The sequence below is a fragment of the Bacillus sp. S4 genome, from assembly GCF_040838205.1.
GTDB classification, from domain to species: Bacteria; Bacillota; Bacilli; order Bacillales; family Bacillaceae_G; genus Bacillus_A; species Bacillus_A cereus_U.
In genome coordinates, this window is sequence record NZ_JBFPJI010000233.1 from 1 (window position 1) to 5,283 (window position 5,283).

Here is a 5,283-nt window from a genome sequence, read left to right on the forward strand (position 1 = left end):
ATAATAATTTTATAAGGGAGGATTTTTGAATCATGAATAATGAAAATGATATTTTTATTTCTAGTTCTACAATGATGCTCGAACCTTGCAAACACCCTTATTACCGGACAAAAATGATCGACAGTAGCGGCAACCCCCTGCACTCTTGCCAAACAGCTATCCAACTCATAAAGAAATCTTGTCTAACACATGTTCATTCTACTTATCAAGGTCGACGTCGTGCAGTCCAAATAAACTTTAAGCTCAAACAAAATGTTCCAATTCCGATTAATCATAAAGAATATATTTGTGCTTTCCCAACAGAATCTCCTTCTTCTCCAAACTGCATTTGGCTGTTCTATAACCATATAGAGGAGATAGAGTTTTCCAAAAAAACTAACAAGGCTAACATTCATTTTTTTAACGGAACTACCATAACAATACAAATAGGTTCTCATAAGTTACAGCAACAATTTTTCAAATCTGGACATATATTATCCCGAATGAACATAAAAGATTCACTACACTTAAAAAACCCCTTGCCACATTTACTGCCTTAATGTAAATAGAATGGAACGCAATATTTCCTTTGCCTTCCATTCTACTTATTGTTCTTATCCCCTTACACTATCTCTCATTTTCTCAAGTGCTTGTCGATATACCCATCTCACTTGATAGTACGTCATCCCCATTTCAGACGCTATCTCCCCCATATTTTTCCCTGAGAAAAATCGCTCTGAAATGATGTGCCTCTCTCTCTCATCTAACACACTCATAAAGTCCTTCGCTCTCGTTCCCGTATCTTCACACTCAAATCGTTCCTCATAATCATCCGTGCATACATACCGCTCTTGCACTACGCATTCTTTCTTCAACCTTTCCAATATATAACCACGTACCGTTACAACCGCATAAGCAGGAAAACTACCTTTCTCCTCCTCATACCTTTCATACGCATGCCAAAGACCAATTAAACCACATTGATAATACTCTTCATAATCTTGGTAAATATTTAACCTCTTTATTTGATTTACAATCATACCTTCATACAAAACAACCGTATCTGTAAAAGTCGCTGGCTTCACACAGTGCCCGTTTCTAAAAGGTATACCTCTTTAGTATTCCGCGGTACCTCTACAATATAAAATGAGAAAGGAAATTTCATTGTGGGTAATTTCAAATAATACTGCCGGAATTTGAAATTACACTAGTCAGAATTTGAAATTCTGCTTGGGGTATTTGAAATAGGGGTAAAAATAAAAAAGATGGCTCTAGGATGAGCCATCTTTTTAATCCAATCATATTATACAGGCATACCTGGTAAAAACGCCGCAATTAACATAACAATTGCCGCTAAGAATACTGCCTTAATAATGAATAAAACGATAATCGGAACAGCCGCTTTCACTTTACTTAATCCAGCTGTAACTTGTAATCCCAACCAAATTAATACTAAATTCCATAAATAGAACAATTCAATCGTATTACCGATTCCATATGCCATTGAACCTTGTTCAAATAATGGCCCCAAGCTTGTATATTGCGTTGCTCCACCATCTAAAATTAAAGCTATAACGCCATTAATAAGTCCACCAAGAATAAGAACAATATTCGCATATATAACAATCGTTAATATTTTTTTATAAGACGTATCATTTCCAAAGAACATCATAAATATTTTATAAATAGCTGCGACAAATAATGCACCAATCATTGCTCCAACAAAACCAGATCCAATCCCATAAATAACTTCTGATGTAATTGAACTCTGGCCAGCAAGTTCACCTAATTCTTTCTGCATTTTAATCATTTCAGGTGATGTGTTCACAACATATGTCGTCAAACCACCTACAAGTCCTTGTAACAATGCAACTAGGAAGAACATACCCCAAACTTTCTCACTCGTTTTCATTCTCTCAAACTGCAAACCTGGAGATGTAATCATTCCAAATAATGACAGCTTCTCTCCGCCAACTTTTTGCGTATTCAAATTCGCTTCCATCATAACGCCTCCTTCTATTTATATAACCCGTTCTAACGGGCGGTTCACATCCTCATTTTGAGGCTACGAACCGCCCACTAGAACGGTAATGTTTAGTAGAGAACCCTTCTCTACTACACTAATAATTTACTCATAACGAAGTGCTTCAATTGGATCTAATTTCGCAGCTTTGTTCGCTGGAATTAATCCGAAGATAATACCTAGTGTCATAGAGAACAATACGCCCCCAACGACAACTTCCCATGAAACGAGCGGTGGCCACTTCGCAAATGTGGAAACGATATATGCCCCGCCATACCCAAGACCAATTCCGATTAAACCACCTAGAAGCGTTAACATAACGGCTTCAATTAAAAACTGTAATAAAATTTTACTACGTGTTGCTCCAAGTGCTTTACGTACTCCAATTTCACGCGTACGCTCCGTTACAGATACAAGCATGATGTTCATAACGCCGATACCACCAACGACTAGTGAAATACCAGCGATACCACCGATGATCATCGTCATAATACCTGTCATTTTTGAAATACCTTCTTGAATTTCTTTTAAATTCATAACCTCGTATTTACCAGTTGTATCACTTGGTTTACGACTATTTAACACATCGGCAGCTTTTTTACCTGCTTGCTCTAAATTATCTACATTTTTTGCTTGAACAGAAATATTTTGAATTTCATCTTTTCCATACAGTGTCGGCCATAATGAAATTGGAACTAGTGCTTCTGATGGTCCCATTCCCATAAACTCATTATCTGATTTATAGACACCAATAATTTGCATCGGTTGACCCTTCATTTCAATAATTTTACCGACTGGATTGGCATCCTTAAACATCTTTTCTTCCATTTGCTTACTAATCATGACAACGTTATTACCTTGATCCACATCTGATTCCTGTAAAGAACGTCCTTTTAACAACTTTACTTTATTTACTGCAAAGTACTCACTGTCTAATCCAGTAATATTCACCATTTCTATTTTATCTTCAATATCAATTGGTTCCATACTTGAATTTGTTGTTACAACATGTGCGATCTCTGGAATTTTTTTAATTTCAAAAATATCTTCCTCAGTTATCTTCGGTGCCTCTACCATTTCCATACCGAATGGATCATTCATATCTGCACTATAATGAATCGGAACCGTTTGATTACCTGACCCAACAAATTGTGATTTCAGTGCCGCTTCCCCGCCCTGCCCAATCGCAACGACAGTAATAATAGAACCAACACCGATAATAATACCGAGCATCGTCAGAGCTGAGCGTAGTTTATGAGCTAAAATAGAAGATAAGGCAATTTTCATACTATCTAGTAAGCTCATACCGCACACCTTCTATCTTCTGTAATTTTCCCATCCCTTAGTACAATGCGACGAGAAGAATAAGCAGCTACTTCCTCTTCATGCGTAACCATAACAATCGTCGTACCTTCTGCATTGAGCTTCGTGAAAATATCCATAACTTGTGCACCAGACTTCGTATCAAGTGCACCTGTCGGCTCATCGGCCATAATGAACGTCGGATTATTTGCAATCGATCTCGCAATCGCTACACGTTGCTTCTGTCCACCTGATAACTCACTAGGTAAATGGTGTACTCTATCTGATAATCCAACTTTTCCAAGCGCTTCAAGAGCTCTCTGACGACGCTCTGCTTTCTTCACCCCACCGTAGATGAGCGGAAGTTCAACGTTTTCCACTGCGGAAAGACGCGGAAGTAAATTAAAATGCTGGAACACAAAGCCGATATATTCATTACGAATTAAAGCTAGTTTTGACTCGTCTGCTGTTAAGATATTCACATCATTCAGCATATATTCGCCTTCTGTTGGACGATCTAAACAACCGATAATATTCATAAGCGTTGATTTACCAGAACCAGACGGTCCCATAATAGAAACGAACTCACCGCTTTGAATCGTTAAACTAATACCATGTAAAATTGGTACTGCCAATTTACCTTGATAATATGTTTTGGAAATATTGTTTAACGTAATCATTTCTCTTTCACTTCCATTCCGTCATACACGTTGTCGGAAGGATTTTTAACCACCTTTTGCCCCACTGTTGTGCCTTCTACAATCTCTGTCCAGTCTCCATCAGTAGCACCTTTTTTCACATTTTGTTTACGAAGCTTTCCTTTCTCTTCAATATAAACAAATGCATCTTCGCCTTTTTCTACAATGCTCTTAGTTGGAACAGCAATCATCGTTTTGTTCTCTAAGCTTACTTGCAGAGAAACGTGATAACCTGGAGATAAACCATCTTGGCTGTCAAGACTTGCTTTATATGTATACTGAGACATATTTTGAGTTCCTTCACCAGCAGCTTGAGCCATCTCTGCACTCGTTGGGAATTCACTTACTTCCGTAATCTTACCTGTCCACTTCTTCTTGTTATTTGCTTTCGCAGTTACAGTGAACGTTTGATCTTTTTGAATTTGTGACTTTTGAAGCTCTGTTAAAGTCCCTTGAACTTGGAACGGATCTTTAGAAGCAACTTGCAAGAATGCTTTCCCTTGACCACCTAATGCCTGAGATGAACTTTGTGCCGCATCTTTGTCTAACTTTTGTACAACACCCGTAAAGTTACTATAAATCGTAAGTTCCTTCTGCTTTTTATTTAACTCTTCTTTTTGCAACTTCCCTTTTTCTTTCTCAAGATCAGTTGTCTTTTGTGCCATTTCTAACTCACTTACTTGCTCTTCCATTGGGTCTGTTACTTCTTTTCCAGCCCCACTATCTTTTACCTTCTTAATTTCTTTCTTCAATGAATCAATCTTCTTTTTCCCTTGATCATAACGCATATCAGCCATCTTCTGATCAAGATCAGCTTGCTTCATTTGAAGATTAATTTCTTCATTATCATAAGAGAATAATTTCGTTCCTTTTTCTACTTCTTGTCCTTCTTTCACTGCAATATCTTTCACTTTTCCTTTAGTCGGATCCGCATAGAAACTTTCAATATTTCCTGGCTTCACTTGACCAGAAATTAATTTCGTATTATTAAGCTTACGCTCTGTCACTTTCTCAAAACTTACAGCATCTGTCTTCGCCGTACCTTTCTTCTTACCTTGCATAACAAAAATATTAACTGCTGCAACAATAACAATTAGTGCAATAACTCCGATGATAATCCATTTCTTCTTCTTGTTTGGAGTACGAACCGTATTTGGTAACATAGTCTCTCTCCTTTTATATCTTATAGTTTAATAGATATTTAACTATATAAAACTTTCTGAAAACAAGAGTTCCACTTACATTGTTACACTCATTTTACAAAGTTTTACACAATCATTT

General features: G+C 37.1%; 6 protein-coding genes. 1 reads left to right on the top strand and 5 read right to left on the bottom strand.

Annotated elements, in window-relative coordinates; all coding sequences use genetic code 11:
- Positions 1-32 precede the first annotated feature (32 nt).
- Positions 33-539, top strand: a complete 507-nt coding sequence (locus tag AB3X48_RS17230) for a competence protein ComK (RefSeq protein WP_088099696.1) — start codon at positions 33-35, stop codon at positions 537-539.
- Between the two features lie 54 nt (positions 540-593).
- Here AB3X48_RS17230 and AB3X48_RS17235 read toward each other — a convergent pair whose 3' ends face one another.
- The 5 genes from AB3X48_RS17235 to AB3X48_RS17255 form a co-directional block, all read right to left on the bottom strand.
- Positions 594-1,064, bottom strand: a complete 471-nt coding sequence (locus tag AB3X48_RS17235; protein WP_002159823.1) for a sigma-70 family RNA polymerase sigma factor — start codon at positions 1,062-1,064, stop codon at positions 594-596.
- Positions 1,065-1,282: 218 nt separating this feature from the next.
- The gene (gene yknW / locus AB3X48_RS17240) at positions 1,283-1,981 is read right to left on the bottom strand and encodes a YknW family membrane protein (protein ID WP_088099697.1); all 699 of its coding nucleotides are present in this window, start codon (positions 1,979-1,981) and stop codon (positions 1,283-1,285) included.
- 126 nt (positions 1,982-2,107) lie between these two features.
- Positions 2,108-3,307, bottom strand: coding sequence for an ABC transporter permease (locus AB3X48_RS17245; protein ID WP_002159821.1), 1,200 nt, complete (start codon positions 3,305-3,307; stop codon positions 2,108-2,110).
- Positions 3,304-3,984 carry an ABC transporter ATP-binding protein gene (locus AB3X48_RS17250; protein ID WP_002159820.1) on the bottom strand — a complete coding sequence of 227 codons (681 nt, stop codon included), beginning with the start codon at positions 3,982-3,984 and terminating at the stop codon, positions 3,304-3,306. The genes AB3X48_RS17245 and AB3X48_RS17250 overlap by 4 nt, the downstream gene beginning before the upstream one ends.
- On the bottom strand, positions 3,981-5,165 hold the full coding sequence (locus tag AB3X48_RS17255; protein WP_016093602.1) for an efflux RND transporter periplasmic adaptor subunit: 1,185 nt from the start codon (positions 5,163-5,165) through the stop codon (positions 3,981-3,983). Before AB3X48_RS17255 ends, AB3X48_RS17250 begins: the two co-directional genes overlap by 4 nt.
- Positions 5,166-5,283 lie beyond the last annotated feature (118 nt).

Coding starts and splice junctions, on each gene's coding strand:
- AB3X48_RS17230 (WP_088099696.1), top strand. CDS start 33: ATGAATAATGAAAATGATATTTTTATTTCTAGTTCTACAATGATGCTC.
- yknW (WP_088099697.1), bottom strand. CDS start 1,981: ATGGAAGCGAATTTGAATACGCAAAAAGTTGGCGGAGAGAAGCTGTCA.
- AB3X48_RS17245 (WP_002159821.1), bottom strand. CDS start 3,307: ATGAGCTTACTAGATAGTATGAAAATTGCCTTATCTTCTATTTTAGCT.
- AB3X48_RS17250 (WP_002159820.1), bottom strand. CDS start 3,984: ATGATTACGTTAAACAATATTTCCAAAACATATTATCAAGGTAAATTG.
- AB3X48_RS17255 (WP_016093602.1), bottom strand. CDS start 5,165: ATGTTACCAAATACGGTTCGTACTCCAAACAAGAAGAAGAAATGGATT.